At 46.8% G+C, this 18,134-nt stretch carries 13 protein-coding genes; all 13 read right to left on the bottom strand.

Annotated features, from left to right (window positions below; all coding sequences use genetic code 11):
• Positions 1–27: 27 nt before the first annotated feature.
• Positions 28–987, bottom strand: a complete 960-nt coding sequence (locus tag N7U64_RS02495; protein WP_318928324.1) for an ABC transporter permease — start codon at positions 985–987, stop codon at positions 28–30.
• Entirely contained in the window at positions 987–2,060 is a 1,074-nt protein-coding gene (locus N7U64_RS02490; protein ID WP_012370691.1) for an ABC transporter permease, read from the bottom strand. Before N7U64_RS02490 ends, N7U64_RS02495 begins: the two co-directional genes overlap by 1 nt.
• Positions 2,057–3,586 (bottom strand): ABC transporter ATP-binding protein, encoded by a 1,530-nt coding sequence (locus N7U64_RS02485; protein ID WP_012370692.1) that lies wholly within the window; start codon positions 3,584–3,586, stop codon positions 2,057–2,059. Before N7U64_RS02485 ends, N7U64_RS02490 begins: the two co-directional genes overlap by 4 nt.
• 65 nt (positions 3,587–3,651) lie before the next feature.
• Positions 3,652–4,725, bottom strand: coding sequence for a BMP family ABC transporter substrate-binding protein (locus N7U64_RS02480; RefSeq protein ID WP_318928321.1), 1,074 nt, complete (start codon positions 4,723–4,725; stop codon positions 3,652–3,654).
• Positions 4,726–4,853: 128 nt separating this feature from the next.
• Positions 4,854–5,573, bottom strand: coding sequence for a GntR family transcriptional regulator (locus tag N7U64_RS02475; RefSeq protein WP_012370694.1), 720 nt, complete (start codon positions 5,571–5,573; stop codon positions 4,854–4,856).
• Positions 5,574–5,795: 222 nt separating this feature from the next.
• Positions 5,796–6,815 carry a BMP family protein gene (locus N7U64_RS02470; protein WP_318928317.1) on the bottom strand — a complete coding sequence of 340 codons (1,020 nt, stop codon included), beginning with the start codon at positions 6,813–6,815 and terminating at the stop codon, positions 5,796–5,798.
• A 231-nt stretch (positions 6,816–7,046) separates the two neighbouring features.
• The gene (locus tag N7U64_RS02465; protein ID WP_318928315.1) at positions 7,047–9,212 is read right to left on the bottom strand and encodes a DNA translocase FtsK; all 2,166 of its coding nucleotides are present in this window, start codon (positions 9,210–9,212) and stop codon (positions 7,047–7,049) included.
• Positions 9,213–9,284: 72 nt separating this feature from the next.
• A complete protein-coding gene (locus N7U64_RS02460) occupies positions 9,285–10,949 on the bottom strand; it encodes a ribonuclease J (protein WP_026828051.1) in 1,665 nt (554 codons plus the stop codon).
• Positions 10,950–11,102: 153 nt separating this feature from the next.
• A complete protein-coding gene (locus N7U64_RS02455) occupies positions 11,103–11,765 on the bottom strand; it encodes a M15 family metallopeptidase (RefSeq protein ID WP_012370698.1) in 663 nt (220 codons plus the stop codon).
• Entirely contained in the window at positions 11,765–13,024 is a 1,260-nt protein-coding gene (locus N7U64_RS02450) for a lipid II:glycine glycyltransferase FemX (RefSeq protein ID WP_012370699.1), read from the bottom strand. The genes N7U64_RS02455 and N7U64_RS02450 overlap by 1 nt, the downstream gene beginning before the upstream one ends.
• Positions 13,021–14,484 (bottom strand): UDP-N-acetylmuramoyl-L-alanyl-D-glutamate--2,6-diaminopimelate ligase, encoded by a 1,464-nt coding sequence (locus N7U64_RS02445; RefSeq protein WP_012370700.1) that lies wholly within the window; start codon positions 14,482–14,484, stop codon positions 13,021–13,023. Before N7U64_RS02445 ends, N7U64_RS02450 begins: the two co-directional genes overlap by 4 nt.
• A gap of 64 nt (positions 14,485–14,548) precedes the next feature.
• Complete coding sequence (locus N7U64_RS02440) at positions 14,549–15,790, bottom strand: pitrilysin family protein (RefSeq protein ID WP_318928311.1); 1,242 nt, start codon at positions 15,788–15,790, stop codon at positions 14,549–14,551.
• 78 nt (positions 15,791–15,868) lie between these two features.
• Positions 15,869–18,088, bottom strand: a complete 2,220-nt coding sequence (gene pnp, locus N7U64_RS02435; protein ID WP_318928310.1) for a polyribonucleotide nucleotidyltransferase — start codon at positions 18,086–18,088, stop codon at positions 15,869–15,871.
• Between the last annotated feature and the right edge of the window lie 46 nt (positions 18,089–18,134).

Here is an 18,134-nt window from a genome sequence, read left to right as displayed (position 1 = left end):
GCGCAGAAAAGTGATTCTCAGAAAACGTCAGCGTTTTCCTTTAATATACGGTACACCAACAGCTTTCGGTGCATCCGCCCGTCCAACGACACCGGCAAGGGCAAGAATCGTCAACAAATATGGTGCAATCAACAAGTAAACTTGTGGAATTTGATCAAGAAGCGGTAACTGTTGCCCGATGATCGAAATCGCTTGAGCGAATCCGAAGAACAGGGCCGCTCCCATCGCTCCGAGTGGATTCCATTTCCCAAAAATCATCGCTGCAATAGCGAGGAAACCTTGTCCAAGAATCGTCGTCACGCTGAAGTTCAGTGAAATCGACGTCGCGTAAACAGCGCCGGCAAGACCACCGAAACCACCTGAAATCATGACACTGATGAAACGCATTTTTGTAACGTTGATTCCCATCGTGTCCGCTGCCATCGGGTGTTCCCCGACTGAACGAAGACGAAGACCAAACGGTGTTTTAAAGATGACGTACCATGCAACGAATGCTAAAGCAATCGCAATGTACGATGTGTAATAGACGTTGGCAAAAAACATCTTCAATACCGGAATATCCGATAAAAATGGAACGTTTTCTTTCGAAATCCGGTTCGGAATCGAATCGGTCTGCCCTTTTCCGTAGAATGCCCGGACAAGGAAAATCGCGAGACCGACTGCTAACATATTAATCGCTACTCCAAGAACCGTTTGATCGGCCCGGAACAAAATGGCCGGAATCGCGAGGAACAAGGAGAACACTGCTCCAACGATGATTGCAATCAGCATGGCAATCCAAGGACTGGCAGCACCTAAGCCCATTTTCGATAACGTCAAGGCTGAGACGATACCCGAGAACGCCCCCATGACCATTAGTCCTTCAAGTGCGATATTGACGACACCGGAGCGCTCACTGAAAATTCCGCCGAGTGCCGCAATGATCAACGGAGCCGAATAGGCAAGTGCGATCGGTACGATAATATACAGTACTTCTAAAAAGCCCATTATTTATCGGCTCCTTTCACTTTTTTATCTTCGGATTTCTTGACCGTGAATTTCTCGATCAAGAGACGGATCGCATATCCAGAAGCGACGAAGATAATGATAAACGCGATGATGATTTTAATTAACTCCGGCGGGATTCCGATTTGTTGCATCGAAAGACCACCGATATTCAGACCGGCAAACAGCAAGGCGGCGAGTACGACACCAATCGGATTGTTGGCACCAAGTAAGGCAACGGCAATCCCGTCAAATCCGACACCCGTGAATGAAGCGTTTAACGTCATATTCTGGAATGTCCCCAAACCTTCCATTGCTCCTGCGAGTCCGGCAAATACACCTGAGATGACGAACGAAAGAACAATGTTCTTATTGACGCCCATACCGGCATATTCTGCGGCACTCTTGTTGAATCCAACGGCCCGTAATTCGTAACCAAGCGTCGTTTTCCAAAGGATGAACCAGAAGACAAGTGCTGCGATCACGGCAATGAAAATCCCATTATGCAGACGTGAGAAATCTGTCAACTCTTGCAGGAAAGGTGACGCAAGCGAAGCGGATTCTTTTACTGATTCCGTCCGTTCGTTTTCAATCCCGATGACATTCCGAAGAATATCGTTTGTCACGTACAGTGCGATATAGTTCATCATGATGGATGTGATAACTTCGTGGACATGGAATTTCGCTTTTAGGATACCCGGAATCGATGCCCACAGTGCTCCTGCGAGTCCTGCTCCGATTAAAGCAAGCGGCAGGTGAATCGCTGTCGGAAGATCAAACTCAATCCCGATCCAGACTGCAACCATCCAGCCGACCAATACTTGTCCCTCGACTCCGATGTTAAACAATCCAGTCCGGAAAGCGAAGGCAACAGCAAGACCTGCAAAAATCAACGGGGCAGCAGCTCGTAATGTTTCACCGATGCTGTACGGTTCCCCGAATATGCCGTAAAACAATTGATCAAATCCGTCAACCGGATTGTAACCGCCGGCGAGCATAACAATCGCACCGACAACCATTCCCAAGATGATGGAAAGAATCGGAATCAATATTCCGTAAAAACGTTCTAGTTTCATGAACGACCGACCTCCTCTTTCTTACCGCCGGCCATCAAGAAGCCAAGTTCGATTTCGTTTGTTTCTTTTGGATCAAGGAAGGCGACTGTCCGTCCTTCGTAAAGAACCGCAATCCGGTCCGATACTTGCAGGATTTCTTCTAGTTCAAATGAAATCAGAAGAACGGCGCGGCCTTTTTCACGTTCGAGTACCAATTGTTCGTGAATGAATTCAATGGCACCGACGTCCAATCCACGGGTCGGCTGTGCTGCAATCAATAAGTCAGGTGAACGGTCCACTTCCCGGGCGATGATCGCCTTTTGCTGGTTTCCGCCTGACAGAGCGCGGGCAAATGTTTCCGGACTTGGAGTTCGGACGTCGAACTTCTCGATTAAGGTTTTTGCTTTATCCATGACCTGACCGTAGTTCATGATGCCTGCTTTTGAATACGGTTTTTGATAATACGTTTGCAATACCATATTGTGACCGATTGAGTAATCGAGGACCAGTCCATGCTTATGACGGTCTTGCGGGATGTGTCCGACTCCGGCTTCCGTCACTTTTCGTGGTTTTAAGTTTTTAATGGATTTGTTATTGAGGAAAATCTCTCCGCTGTCCGCTTTACGCAAACCGGTAATGGCTTCGATCAATTCCGTTTGTCCGTTTCCGTCGATTCCAGCGATCCCGACAATTTCACCGGCTCGGATATCGAGGTTTAATCCGTCTACTGCCTTGATGCCGCGACTGTCTTTGACAACCAAGTCTTTGATGTCGAGCACCAGTTCTTGTGGAGTTGCCTTGGAATACTCCGCATTAAAGTTTACTTCCCGCCCTACCATCATCTCGGCTAATCTTGATTGGGTCATTGTTTCATCGATATCAACTGTTCCGATGTATTTACCACGACGAATCGTTGTACAACGATCGGCGACTTCCATGATTTCCTTCAATTTGTGGGTAATCAAGATAATCGATTTCCCTTCAGCAATCAAGCGATTCATGATCTGAATCAATTCTTTGATTTCTTGTGGGGTTAAAACAGCAGATGGTTCATCGAAGATTAGAATATCAGCACCGCGGTATAGTGTTTTTAAAATTTCAACACGCTGTTGCATCCCGACCGAAATATCTTCAATTTTTGCATCTGGATCAACGGCAAGACCATACTGTTCCGAAATTTGACGGACTTTTTCCCGTGCTGCTGCTCGGTCAATTTTCAGACCGGCTTTCGGCTCTGCACCCAAGATGATGTTTTCTGTTACCGTGAAATTTTGAACGAGCATGAAATGTTGGTGTACCATTCCGATTCCCAGATCATTCGCAACGTTCGGACTCGTAATATTCACTTTTTCACCACGTACACGAATCTCTCCAGCCTCAGGCTGATACAAACCAAATAAGACGTTCATCAGCGTCGATTTTCCGGCACCGTTTTCACCAAGTAAAGCGTGAATCTCACCTTTCCGAAGCTGGAGCGTGATGTTATCATTTGCGACGAAACTGCCAAACTCTTTTCGTATGTTTAGCATCTCAATGACGTATTCCAAGAAAATCCACTCCCATGTTTAGTTTAAAAGGGGAGGCCGCAGTACTAGCGACCCCCGCTTCCATTTTATTTCAGTGACGCCTCGTATTCTTTGTACTCGTCGTCAGTAGACGGAACTTTGATGTCACCAGCGATGATTTGTTTTTTGTAGTCTTCCACTTTCGTCAAGACGTCTTTCGCAATATTGTCTTGTGATGGCGCGATATCAACTCCGCCGTCTTTAAGACCGAACTCAACAACTTTACCAGCCGGGAAGTTACCGTCTTTTGTATCTTTTGCTACTTGTTCAACTGCTGTATCGACACGTTTGACCATTGAAGTCAATGTAACGTTTTCCGGCATACCTTCTTCAACTTGGTCACGGTCGACACCGATTACCCAAACATCTTCGCCGTTTTTCTTACGGTTTTTCGCTTCAGTGAAGACACCTTGTCCTGTTCCACCGGCAGCATGATAGATGACGTCAACTTTTTTACCGTACATACCTGAAGCGATTGCTTGTCCTTTTTCAGCAGCGTTAAAATCTTCTGCGTATTGAACTTGGATATCCGCTTTTGGATTGACGGCCTTAACGCCGGCTTTGAATCCACTTTCGAACTTTTTGATCAAGTCCGAGTTAACACCACCGACGAAACCAACTTTGTCTGATTTCGTAGTCAAACCGGCAACAACACCAACGAGGAATGATCCTTCGTTTTCTTTGAAGACGATTGACGCGACGTTTGGTTTGTCAACGACCATATCAACAAGTGCAAAGTTGTTGTCTTTGAATTGATCCGCTACTTTACCGATATCTTCTGCCATCAAGAATCCGATACCGAGAATCAAGTCATATTTCGCACGCGCCAATTGCTGAAGGTTCGGTTGGTAATCCGATTGTTTTGCCGACTGAAGATACTTGTAGCCAGTACCTTCTTTTAAGTCGTTGTCTTTACCGAATTTTTGAATTCCTTCCCATGCTGATTGGTTGAACGATTTATCGTCAACACCACCTGTATCTGTAACCATACCTACTTTGAAGCCGTCTTTTTTGTCTCCGCCGCTTGAATCTTTCGAATCATCGTTACCACCACATGCTGCGAGTACCGAACTCATTGCTAAACCTGTTGCTGCTAATGCGAGAAGTGACTTCTTTTTCATCTGAAATAATCCCCTTTCGAATATGGTCATACAAAGTTCCTGACTACGTCAAGCACCTGAGGCTGGTGATGAGGAGCGTTACGTAGGTAGGTGGAAAGCGCTTTCAGTAAAACCCCTAAAACGAGTGGTTAAACACGCTTACGGATGACATGGAAATCAAACTTGTCCGCACGGAAATAGTTCGCTGAATAAAGAACGGATCGGTCAAGCTCATCATAATGCGTTTGGCGCAGTACGAGTAACGGTTGGTCCGTATGTAATTGTTCAGCGATCTTTGGATCAATCCGCGGCTCGATATGCGTAACCGCATGAGTGACACGGCGTCCTAATTCTTTTTCTAGTGCGTCAAACAGTGACGTCGAGGACGTAAACTGTTCTTCGTTTTTAATATAATGGCTTGGAATCTTATCGACACAATAGACGACAGGAACATCTCCCGCAAGTCGGATTCGTTCGATTCGATAAACCAGTTCATCCGGTCCTAACTGAAAACGTTCTCGATCACGTTCAGTTGGTTGCACCATTTCTGATGACAATACTTCTGAGGTCGGAATCATACCTGCACGTGCAATCATCTCCGTAACACTGTAAAGCTCCTCAATCCCTGAAGTAAACGGTGGTCTTGCATTGATAAACGTACCGACACCGTGTTTACGAATGACGATGTTCTCATCTTCAAGAATTCGTAAAGCCTCTCGAAGAGTCGCTCGACTAACGCCAAGTTGCTTTGAAAGTTCAAACTCTGAAGGTAGCTTTTCGCCTTCCTTGTAAACGCCGTCATCGATGTCAGACTTAATTTTTTCAATCACACGTAAATAAAGCAAACGATGATCTAATTTAATCGACATGACGCATCTCCATCCTCTATCTAGTTGTAACCAGTGCTCAGACTTCTGACGTATGAGAACTCCAGCCAAGATAAGTATATGATGCCGGACTCAATCCTGCAATCATTTTGTAACAGGTTAGAAGTCTGACTTCTGGCGCTTTTGTAACCCTTTTCATAACGTAAATAACTTTGGAAGAAAATAGGGCATTCTACCTAAGAACACCCTCTTTTCTCTTACCGCTTATTGTTCAGGGACAATTGTTTCCCCTTTAATAACAGCTTTTTTCGCTTGTTCAACTTTTTTCAACGTCTCTTTTGACAACTTGTCTGACTCCACTAAATCGACACCTTGTTCTTTTAAACCGTAACGGATTGTTTTTCCACCCGTTAGTTTTCCGTCTTTGGCTGCATTCGCTGTATCTTGAACGGCACGGTCCACTCGTTTGATGACCGATGTCAACGTTACGTCTTCCGGCATGCCTTCTTCTTTTTGGTCCCGGTCGACTCCGATCACTGAAACGTCTTCCCCGTTTTTCTTACGGTTCTTCGCTTCTGTGAAGACACCGTTTCCTGTTCCGCCAGCTGCCGGGAAAATGATGTCTGCGCCTTTTCCGTACATTCCGGCTGCAATCGCCTGTCCTTTTTCCGGAGCCGCAAAGTCTTCCGCGTATTGGACATCGACTTTAATTTTCGGATTCACGGATTTTGCGCCTGCTTCGAATCCGGCACGGAACCGTTCAATGACATCCATCTTCATGCCGCCGACAAAACCGATATGATCCGTTTTCGTCTGCATCGCTGCGACGATTCCCGCAAGATAAGCGCCTTCATTCTCTTTGAATGTAATCGATGTGACGTTTTTACCCGGAACGACATTATCCACGATGGCAAATTGTGTGTCTTTGAATTGTTTTGATACCGTTTCGATGTCTTCGTTAAAGGTATTCCCGATTCCGAACACTAAGTTTTCCCCGCTTCGTGCAAGTCGGGACAAGTTTGGTTGATAGTCTTGTTGGGATTTCGATTGAAGATAAGAGTAGCCTTCATTTTTCTTGAGCTGATTTTCTTTTCCATATGCCTGAAGACCTTCCCATGCTGATTGGTTAAACGACTTGTCGTCGATTCCGCCTTTATCGGCCACCATTGCTACAGAAAATTCGTCCTTTTTACTCGAATCTTTGTCTGCTGAACCTCCACATGCTGCTAATCCGACTGTCGCAACAGTCATCATTGATACGAATGCATACTGTTTTTTCATCATCGCCAACTCCTCTTCCTATTATGTGAGCGCTTTCATTATCTATTTGTGAAAAAGTCGCTCACGTACCTTTTATCGGGTACGCCAACTCATATGACTGAGTATGACAAATATTGCGCGCAAAATCAACAGACGTCTGACAACTATTTTCATGAAAACGGTTTAAGTTTTCTTTTTTTGGTTTTCACCGTCAAAAAGAGGATAAAGCACCGGGCTTTATCCTCTTTCCGATTATTAATGACCCATGACTCGCCGTGGTTTTGAGCCTTCCGACGGACCGATTAAACCATTTTCTTCTAGTGCATCAATCAGACGGGCGGCCCGGTTGTAACCAATCCGGTATTTCCGTTGGATCATCGAAGTTGACGCTGTTTCTTGCGTCAAAATGAACTGGACGACTTCATCATATAGCGGATCATCGACTTCCGTCTCCCCTTCCGGAAGATCCTTTGGAATCATCGCTTCAACATATTGGGCTTTTTGCTGGGAGATGACATGGTTGACGATTGTTTCGACTTCTTCATCCGACAAGAAAGCTCCTTGGACACGGACCGGTTTATTCATGCCGTTTCCAAGCAACAGCATATCTCCTCGTCCAAGTAGTTTGTCTGCCCCGCTCGTATCAAGAATCGTCCGGGAATCCGTCCCGCTTGAGACACTGAAGGCAATCCTCGATGGGATGTTTGCCTTGATGACACCGGTAATGATGTCAACGCTCGGTCGTTGCGTCGCGATGACCATATGAATTCCGGCTGCCCGTGCCATCTGGGCAAGACGCATGATGGCATCTTCGACTTCGTTTGAGGCGACCATCATCAAATCGGCTAACTCATCGACGATGACGACGATGTACGGCAGACGTTGATGGACTTTTTCTTCGGCGTTCATCTTATCAATCAGGGCATTGTATCCTTCGATATTCCGTGCCCCGTTCTGACTGAAGATTTCATAACGCCGTTCCATCTCCGATACGACCTGTTTTAACGCTTGAGCCGCTTTCTTCGGATCGGTCACGACCGGTGCCAGCAGATGGGGAATACCATTGTAGACATTCAATTCAACCATCTTCGGATCGATCATCATCAACCGGACTTCATCCGGGCGGGCCCGCATTAAAATTGAGACGATCATCCCGTTGATGCAGACGGATTTTCCCGATCCGGTTGAACCGGCGACTAAGACGTGCGGCATCTTATTCAGTTTCGCCGTGACCGTCTCACCGGAAATACTTCGACCAAGTGCCACGAGCAAGCGGTCCGGATCGGCCTGGACACTCTCTGCTCCTAAGACCTCCCGTAGGGAAACCATGGCGACCTCCCGGTTCGGAACTTCGATTCCGACGGCAGCCTTACCGGGAATCGGTGCTTCGATCCGGATATCTTTTGCGGCGAGCGCAAGCGCCAAATCATCGGCCAGTCCGGTAATTCGACTCAGTTTGATGCCTTGATCCGGTTCAATCTCATATTTCGTCACACTGGGACCGAGATGAATTTTCAAGACTTTTGCTCCGATTCCGAAAGATTTTAACGTCGCAATCAATTTTGTCGCATTGTCTTTTAATCGTTTATTTTCTCCTGATAAATCTTTTGTGACAGGTTCTGCCAGTAAATCAAGCGACGGCAACTGATAGCCGTCCGGCGTCTCCGTCATCGTCAATGGTCCTTGTGTCTCTTTTGCCTGCGGTTCGACATGATCTGCAAAGCCGATAATCGGGACGTCCTGAAGATTGACAGGAGCTTCTTCCGCCACAATTTCTTCAATGGCCTGTCTTTTCAGTGTCTTCTTATCATTGACCGGTTGCACCACCGCTTCTGACCGGTCTGGTTTCTTTTTCTCAGGACGTTCTTTGACGACAGTCTGCCGTTCACGTTGCTGGAATTCTTGAATCCGTTCTCTGATTCCTAAAGCCAGTTCACTGAAAAACGTCGGTTGCAACAAATGAATCCCTGCCACAATCAGAAATAAACCGATCATGAATGCGCCAAAACTCGAAATATAATAGGACGAACCTTGATACAACCACGCATTCATGGCTCCGCGCGGTTGACCAAGCAGCAAGTCAATCCAGATTAATCCGCCGAGAATCAAAAACGACCAGGCCCATTTGTTTAACCGTGGTTGATTCGACAAAATCAGCAACAGCAGTCCGCCAATCAATCCGTACAGGAGTGAACCAAACTGTCCGACCTGATCTTTCGCAAACTCGGCCAGTACTTCTCCGACACGTCCAAACTGTCCAAGTGCCAATACATACGAAAGCAGCGATAAGACCGCAATGACGGCTGCATATGTACGGTATTGAATCGGCTGACGTTGCTTTTTCGCTGGTGCCCGTTTTTTAGCCGGTGTACGCTTTCGCGGCGGTGTTTTCCGGACCGGTCCTTTTTTTGTCGTTGCCATCTTTTTCTGACCTCCTGATAAAAAAACGACTCAGCTGACCATCCATCGGCCTCCCTGAGTCGCTCCTTTTTGTTAGATTTCCATGATGATCGGTAAAATCATCGGACGACGTTTCGTTTGTTCATAAAGATACGAACTTAACTTGTCACGAATCAATGACTTCATTTCTGTCCAGTCAAGCTCACCTGTTAATTTACCTTGCAGTTGCTTGGCAACAATCCGGTTCGCTTCGTTGATCATATCTTCTGATTCACGCATGTAGACGAATCCACGTGAAATGATTTCTGGTCCGGAGACGATCGTTTTGTTTTTACGGCTGATCGTGATGACACAAAGGACGACACCGTCTTGCGACAGGAGACGACGATCGCGTAACACGATGTTTCCGACATCACCGACACCGATTCCGTCAATCAAGACGTTTCCGGCATTTACTTTACGTGACATCCGGGCTTTACGTTTCTCGAACTCGACGACATCCCCATTTTCAATGATGAAGATGTTATTTGCATTGACACCAACTGTTTGTGCTAAACGGCTGTGTGCCTTCTGCATCCGGAATTCCCCGTGGATCGGGACGAAGAATTTTGGTTTGATCAAGTTCAGCATCAACTTCAAGTCTTCGGCATGTCCGTGACCGGATACATGCACTTTCCGCTGGTTATAGATGACGTTTGCACCGGCGCGGAACAACAAATCAATCGTTTTCGAAACGGATTTTTCGTTTCCGGGAATCGGAGACGCCGCGACGACGACTGTATCATTTAAACGGATGTTGACCTGCTTGTGTGCATTCCGTGCCATGCGTGTGAGTGCTGCCATCGGTTCGCCTTGCGAGCCCGTTGTTAAAATCACGACTTGATTGTCATCGAGTCGATTGATATCCGAAAGTTCGACCAACGTCTTTTGTTTGAAACGCAAGTAGTTCAGGCGTTGTGCCACTTCGACGATATTGACCATACTGCGACCGACAACGGCCACTTTACGGTTGTTAGCTTCTGCCGCTGCAAAGACTTGTTGCAGACGATGGACGTTTGATGCGAATGACGCAACGATCACGCGACCCGGTGCCTCGTAGATGACGTCGTTGAGTTCCGACCCGACCGTTGATTCCGATCCGGACATTCCGGGACGTTCAGCGTTAGTTGAGTCTGATAAGAGACAAAGGACTCCCCGCTGACCAATTGCGGCAATTTTTCCGAAATCAGCTTGTTTTCCATCAACCGGTGTGTAATCAAATTTAAAATCTCCCGTGTGTACGATTGCCCCTTGCGATGTTTGGATACATACCCCGACTGCATCCGGAATCGAGTGATTGACACGGAAAAATGTAATGAAATGACCTGCTACGGTTAATTTCGTCTTGGCATCAATTGGACGAAGATCTGCCTTTTTCAATAAACCGGCTTCTTTTAATTTAATTTCAATTAAACCCAGTGTTAAGCGTGTTCCATACACCGGCACTTTTAAGTCCCGTAAGACATAACTGAGGGCACCAATATGGTCCTCGTGTCCATGCGTGATGAAAATCCCTTGAATCCGCTCTTTGTTTTCTTTTAAATAACTAATGTCTGGAATGACTTTATCAATTCCAAGCATCTCATCTCCTGGGAACATTAATCCGGCATCGATTACGAAGATGTCCTCGTCGAGTTCGACGACGTACATGTTCTTACCGATTTCACCGGCGCCACCAAGAGCAAAGACGCTTACCTTTTCCGTCTTTTTCTTTGACACGATATGACCTCCTATTTGTATTCACTTTTCGTGAGCCGTCCACTTATCACTATCACTATTCTAGCCGAACTTTGCCATTCTGCCAACAACAGGGATGGTGAAAACGAAAAAAAACATCGCGCGGACCTTCTTTCGGTCCACACGATGTTCGTTTTACGGATTCAACAGCTTCTCGATTTCTTCTGTTCGGTTCGCTTTTTCCTGCCTGCCCGGTTTTTCACCTGCTTGAAGTTCATTCAAGGAATAGCCGAATGTCATCTCGAAGTGCGGATAGTCAACAAAACGTTTCCAATCCCCTCCCCATTCAAAGCCAAGCGCCTTTCCGACAGCAGCGACCTCACGCCAGTCACTTTTACCGGATTGATTTCCGTCATACTCTAAATCGTAAGAAATGTCCCCGTCTATCATTTGAACGAAGTCAATCGCTAAACCATAGTTATGCATCGATTCCCCGCCCCGGGCGTTCGTCACGACTTCTCCGGCTTGCGAGCGTCCTTGTTCATACAATGCGTCCTGCTGTTTTTTCGTCCGGTATCCTTGGGTGATCCGGATGTCGATGTTGTAGCAGGAATGACTGAGACGAATCAAATCCTTGGCACCTGCACGGACTGCCGGATGAAGTTGCTTTAACTGATCCGAACTGTCGTTGATGAGACGGTTCTCACCGGCGCGGTCGCGGGGACAACTCTCCAGTCCCAGCTCCGGCTGATCGATTAAAATGCTTGGCATGCGATTAGTCGACGCTGCCAGAAAGGAGCCGATGGCAAACATGACCAGCAGGAACAAAATCCAAATGAAGATTGTTCCCCGCTTCATTAGCGGCGTAACTTCTTCCGGATTTTTTGAAGAATCGGTAATCCTGTTTCAAGCAACAGATACAACGGCTTGTTCAGGACATAGTCAAACTCTCCGATTTTTTCAATCATTTCACTGCCCCAACCGGACTTAAAGGCATACAATCCGGCATAGTGGTCATCCGGATCCGTTGACCCGCTGACACCACCAAAGTCGTATGAGAGGGCGCCGTGCGCTTTTGCATGACGCATCATGGTCCACTGCATTAAATGGTTCGGCATGAACTCACGGTATTCGTTTGACGACGCACCATACAGGTAATACGACCGTCGACCGGCTAACGTCAACAAACCGCCCGACAGAATCACTCCGTTCGGGTGTTTTGCCGCAATCGCCATCAATTCAGTTTTCGACTTCTCTGCTTTTTCAATCTGAGCAGTCGTTTGTTCCAGTCGATTATTCAAACTGTTGATTTTTTTCTCGACCGTTTCTTTTTCAAGTTGACGATGAATCTTCACCAATTCCTTCTCTGCTTGTAATAAGGCCGCTTCCGTATTTTCAAGCGCCCGGACGACATCCAATTTCGTCAAAAACAATGCCGCGTCTCCGGTTGGACGAAGATGGTCGTATAGATTTTCAAAGTAATCAAGACCGCGGATGGAGAACCCGTCGCGTTCACCCGTTTCGACCATCAGGTTGGCGAATATTTTCAACTCTTCCCGTGATGCTTCGTAACACACGATTCCTTTTCGTTCGGCCAAACGGACATTGTAACGGAACTTCGAATGGAAGCGGTCAAAGATTTCTTTTTCCGACCCTTCAAGACTTGTCTCCATCGTAAAACGCGGTTGCGCATAATCAAATCCGCCTCCGAATCCGTTGTGCTTAAACCCTAACGCCTTCATTTCTTGAAGTAAATTCGGATATTCCGTCCGATCAACGTTTGGATCGAGTTTAATTGTGATTGCTTTTCGCTTTTTCGCGACTTGGATCGCTGCATCCCGTAATGCGGCAACAGCTGCCTGATCCGTATAATCAACGACAAATCCGCGCGGAGCATAACATAACGTAAACGGTAATTTCGGAACTTTTTTAAACAATAACAGTGCGACCCCGACCAGTTGACCACTCGCTGTCCCGACCGCAATCCGTTCATGTGTCCAGCCGGTCGCTGCCTTGACGGATCCCCAAGCCGGTAACTGCAAGAGGTCTCCTTTAGGATGGGTTTTTACAAACTGTTCAAACTGAGCCTGTTCAATTTCAAGTTGTTGATAAGTCACTTCTTTTCCTCCAATTGGCGTATCATCTCTTTGACGAGTGCTTCTTCGTCGAGGGGTGTTTTCTCATCCCCAATGATTTGATATTTTTCATGCCCTTTTCCTGCCAGGATGACGATGTTATCCGGACGGGCGAGGCTCGCTGCATAGCGGACCGCTTCTTCCCGGTCTCCGATTTCAACGAATTGATCGTGAAGCATTCCGGAGGCGATACCGGATGTAATCGACTCATACGATTCAAAACGGGGATCGTCCGTCGTGATGACGACAGTTCCCGCATACGTCGATGCAAGTTGACCCATCATCGGCCGTTTCGTCACATCGCGATTACCGCCTGTTCCAATCAAGAAGATGATGTTTTCTTTCGGAACATCGACCAGTGCTTTCAGACATTGTTCAATGCCGTCCGGCGTATGGGCATAATCCACATAAATGTTGTACCCGTCAATCGGCAATCGTTGCATCCGGCCTTTTGCCGGCTGTATCTGAGTGATCGCATTCGAAATCTCAGTTAAACTGTAGCCGATTGACAGCAGGATACCCGTTGCAAGCAGTAAATTATAGACATTGAATCGACCGATGAACTGAACGGTCAATTCGACTGCCTGCTCTTGATAGACCATCGTAAAGGTCGTTTCCTGAAGGGTTTGTGTAATATTTTTAGCCTGTAAGTCGGCCGGCTGCTCAATGCCATATGTCAGTACGCGGGCACCCGTCATCATCTCAAATAAATGGCTGATCTCATCATCTGCATTCAAGACTGCTACTTTCTTATCCGACAGCCGTTGTCCGAGTTGCGCAAAGAGCAGACCTTTTGCTCGTGCATAGTTCTCGAACGTCTTATGGAAATCCAGGTGGTCGTGCGTCAAATTCGTAAACCCAGCAACATCAAAATCCGTTCCGGTCACACGACCGAGCTCTAATCCATGCGAAGAAACTTCCATGATGACGTCTTCGACGCCCTCTTGATGCATCTGATGGAAAAAGGCCTGTAATTCCGAACTTTGAGGTGTCGTGTTGCGACTCGGGACGACCCGGTCCCCAATTTTGACTTCAACGGTACCAATGATTCCCGTTTTCCGCCCCAGCTGAGCCAAGACGTCACGTACGATGGTCGTCGTCGTTGTTTTTCCGTTCGTTCCAGTGATTCCGATCATCCGCATCTTTTCAGAAGGATAATCATAAAACTTCCCGGCAAGTTCTGCCATCGCTCGGGTTGTACTCCGGACAAGAATGACAGGAATCGTCACATCGAGCAACCGTTCTGACACGATGGCGACAGCCCCCTGTGCTTCGGCCTGTTTGGCATAATCGTGTCCATCCACTGTATAACCTTTAATGGCGACAAATAACGTTCCCGGCTTCACATCACGTGAATCGGTTGTTAAGGAGGTCACGACTGCCTCTACCATACGTTCCGTTTTTTGAGTCTGAATGACTTCGATTAGTTCAGCTAAATTCAAGGGTATTCCTTCTTTCTCAACAACTTGTTTTTCAATTACATGCTATTTCAGTGTAGGGTAAGCCTCACTCGGTTTCAAGGTCTGCCTCATCGATTTCCGGCAAGATGTATGCTTTCGCCGGCGGTTCACTAAAGATATACGCAATCATTTCCTGAACGTCAGCAGGCGTAATCTGCTCCACTTCCGTAAGAACATCTTCTAATGTCGGATGCATGCCAAGATGGAGTTCATTCCGGGCATTACGGTTCATGTGACTCGATATACTCTCATTTCCTAAAATCAATGATCCTTTTAACTGCTCGATGCCGTCTTCCAGCTCTTTCGTTGTCAGACCATGTTCGAGCAACTGTTTGATTTCCGCCGAAAGGACCGTCTCGACTTCTTCCAACGTTTCTTTTGATGTCCCGACATAAATCGTAAACGTTCCATGATCATCAAACGTCGTATAGTACGAAAAAACGGAATAGGCCAATCCGCGGTCTTCACGAATCGATTGGAACAGACGGCTCGACATCGTCGCCCCAAACGCATTATTGAGTAAGGCAAGCGTCGGTAAACGGTCGTCAGCAGACGGAATCGCCCGGAAATTATAACAGACATGCACTTGTTCCGTGTCTTTTTCTTTTCGTAACGCGTCACTTTTTAAGACAGGTTCAGTAATTTGTCGGTTAGTGCCACTTGACTGCAGCGAACCGAATCGATTCTTAATTTGTGTAATCAGTTCATCTGTTACATGACCCGCAACGGAAATGACGATTTGTTCCGGTGCATAGGCTTCTTGCAGATACTCGACAATCATTTGCCGGCTGAGTTGTTTGACGCTTTCCTCTGTCCCGAGAATCGGGCGGGCCATCACGTCTTCTCCGTAAGCCGCAACGGCTAACAGTTCATGTACCAGGTCGTCCGGTGTATCTTCATACATTTTAATTTCTTCAATCACGACCCGTTTTTCTTTTTCAAGTTCCTCTTCATCAAAGGTCGACTCCAAAAACATGTCTGCTAAAACATCAAACGCCGTAATCGCATGCTCGTCCAACGTCTTCACATAATAGCAGGTCTGATCTTTACTCGTGAATGCATTAATATTACCACCCAAGCGGTCAAAATAAACGGCAATTTCTTTTGCCGATTGTTTTTTTGTTCCTTTAAACATCATATGTTCAATCAAATGGCTGATTCCATGCTCTTCTTTTGTTTCCGTCCGTGAACCAGCTTTAATGAAAATTCCGGTTGCCACACTTCGGGCGTTCTCAATCCGTTCACTGACAATTCGAACGCCGTTCTCTAATACGAGTCTTTCGACCATCGTTCATTCCTCCTTGAAATATGAAACAAGGTGGCCCGCGGTGCACGTATTCGCACCGTTGAGCCACCTTTGTTTTCATTAGTTACGACGTGGTGGACGTTGTCCGTCACGTGGTGGGCGAGATCCAGTATCCCGACGCGGCGGGCGGCTGTCACGCTCTGTTTTTTTCTTTTCATCATATGCGGCACGATCTTCTGGACTCATACCTTCCACGAGAAGGACTTTATGCGACGCATTGACACGTCCTTTATCATCGACTTCCGTGACACGTACTTTCAATTTATCGCCTAATTTGACGACATCTTCGGTTTGACCAACACGTTCAAGTGCCAGTTCCGAGATATGCACGAGGGCATCTTTCCCTTTGAACAATTCGACGAAAGCTCCGAATTTTTCGACGCGGCGAACCGTACCGTCAAATTCTTCTCCGATGACGACTTCACGAACGATATCTTCAATCAACTGACGCGCACGGTTGATACCGTCTTGATCCGTTGACGCGATAAAGACTGTACCGTCTTGATCGATATCGATTTTGACACCTGTCTCATCGATGATACCGTTGATGACTTTACCGCCGGGCCCAATCACATCACGGATTTTATCCGGATTGATTTTCAATGTGACGATTTTTGGTGCATATTTAGACAACTCGACACGTGGTTCAGCAATGACTGAATTCATGTGTTCCAGGATGTGTAAACGACCAAGACGTGCTTGTTCAAGCGCCTCTTCTAAAATCTGACGCGTGATTCCGCCAATCTTCATATCCATTTGCAAAGCCGTCACACCATCTTTTGTTCCAGCAACTTTAAAGTCCATATCGCCGAGGTGATCTTCCATTCCTTGGATATCTGTCAAGATTGAGTAATTTTCGCCTTCTTTGATCAAGCCCATTGCAATTCCGGCAACCGGTGCTTTCAACGGCACACCCGCATCCATCATCGCAAGAATTGATCCACAAATTGACGCCTGTGAAGACGAACCGTTTGATTCGAGGACTTCCGAAACGAGACGAATCGTGTACGGGAAATCTGTTTCTGACGGAAGAACCGGTAACAAGGCACGTTCACCGAGTGCTCCGTGACCAATTTCACGACGACCTGGTGCGCGCATCGGACGAGCTTCCCCGACAGAGAACGGCGGGAAGTTATAATGGTGCATGAAACGTTTCTCTGCTTTAAGTCCAAGACCGTCAATGATTTGTGCATCTCCAGCAACACCAAGCGTTGCGACGGACAAGACTTGTGTTTGACCGCGTGTGAACAGACCTGAACCGTGTGCCCGTGGCAACAGTCCGATTTCCGAATCAAGCGGACGGATTTCAGCAAGACCACGACCATCTGGACGGACTTTATCTTCTGTGATCAAGCGGCGGACTTCTGTCTTAACGAATTTATTTAAGACACCGGATACTTCAGCTAATTGAGCTTCCGTAATTGAGTCATCCGCTGCGTACTGATCGATATATTTCGAAATGACTTCATTGATAGCAAGATCACGTGCTTGTTTTTCTTCGACTTGAACGGCTGTTGTGACTTCTGCAAGCGCCTCTGCTTTCAAGCGGTTGACGAGTGTTTCGTCAAACGAAGAAACCGTGTAAGCGAACTTTTCTTGTCCGACTGCTGCGACGATTTCTTCTTGGAACGCAATCAATTCCTTAATGACGTCATGTCCGAGGAGAATCGCTTCAAGCATTGCTTGTTCCGAAACTTCTTTTGCTCCGGCTTCTACCATGTTGACCGCATGTTTCGTTCCGGCAACTTGAAGGTCGATATCACTTTCAGATGCTTGACTCATCGTCGGATTGATGATGAACTCACCGTTCACACGACCAATCGTCACGCCGGCAATCGGACCGTCAAATGGAATGTCTGAAATCGACAAAGCAATCGATGCCCCAATCATTGCTGCCACTTCCGGTGAATTATCTTCGTCAGAAGACAAAACTGTCGTTGCGACTTGGATATCATGACGGAAACCGTCTGGGAACAACGGACGGATCGGACGGTCAATCAAACGTGATGTCAAAATCGCATTTTCACCCGGACGTCCTTCACGTTTTAGGAAACCACCTGGAATCTTACCTGCTGCATATAGTTTTTCTTCATAGTTCACAGTTAATGGGAAGAAATCTAAGTCTTTTGGTTGTTTGGATGCGACGACCGTCGCAAGGACTGCTGTCTCACCGTAACGGATCAATGCTGCTCCGTTTGCTTGTTTGGCCAGTTGACCGATTTCAATTTTTAATGGACGTCCACCGAATTCGGTCGAAAACGTCTGCTTTGTTTGTGACATGCACAAATCCCCTCTCACTTCTATCCGTTTTTTCATTCAAATCTAA

Origin of the sequence: Exiguobacterium sp. K1 (assembly GCF_033721435.1) — a bacterium.
In the GTDB taxonomy this organism is placed as follows: domain Bacteria; phylum Bacillota; class Bacilli; order Exiguobacteriales; family Exiguobacteriaceae; genus Exiguobacterium_A; species Exiguobacterium_A artemiae.
This window is presented reverse-complemented; position numbering and strand designations above follow the sequence as displayed.